1 protein-coding gene is annotated in these 811 nt (G+C 40.7%); it reads left to right on the forward strand.

All coding sequences use genetic code 11. The annotated features are described in order from the left end of the window. Positions 1–123: 123 nt before the first annotated feature. The coding region (locus A3729_RS28865; RefSeq protein WP_156498216.1) for a DUF1631 family protein at positions 124–811 on the forward strand (688 nt) is incomplete at its 3' end.

The raw sequence follows: 811 nt of genomic DNA on the forward strand, positions 1-811 counted from the left end.
TAATCTCAGGATTGATATAGAAGTAGTAATAATTTTTATATTGCGGGTAAGATGTACCTGCTTTTGTTCAGTGCCTTTATTTTTGTTAAGCATTGAAAGTCATTCAGCATACGGGAAAGGACGATGAATAAGTCATCTAGCGTTAGCTTTATCGGAGATCGCAATAGTCGACCTTCCAGGCTCGATAACGCAAGATCAGCTGAAGCTCTCAAAATTTGCAATATTGTTGTAAGAGACATGCATGCCCTTCTGCAAGGCATGTTTGACGGCATAGATGACTCTTTTTTCGAGCTTGCTAACAATGCTAGAAACAACAATGAACAAAACCGCTTCTTTGAAGCAATGCGCGATATTCGCATTAAGCGCAAGAATATTGAGAATGACTTTAAGTCCAGTATCGAAGCGCAGTTTTCCCTTGAGCAAGTTCTTACTCCCTCTTCGAAACTAAACGCACCAGTCGAACCGAAAGGTTTTGAAAGTCTAAGCCTAGTTCAGAATGACGACCTCGAAGAGGAAGTCGCGATATCATCTATGGCGACTAAAGCCCAGGCAAATTTTCAAGGCCCTTTACTTCAGTTTCATACTCGAATTTGCAACCTATACGGCTGCGAGAACAATGAAGATGCAAACCTTCCTCTAGGCTTAAAAGACGTAATAGAAAGCTTTACAAGCGCCTGTGAAGTGCTTGAAATAGAGTTAAAAGAGCGGTTAATTGTTTTTAAGCAATTTGATCGATATGTTCTATCAAACCTTGGTCCTGTGCTAGACGAAGCCAACAAAACATTAATACGCCTTGGCATTATGCCATCGC

This window comes from Oleiphilus sp. HI0043 (assembly GCF_001634935.1).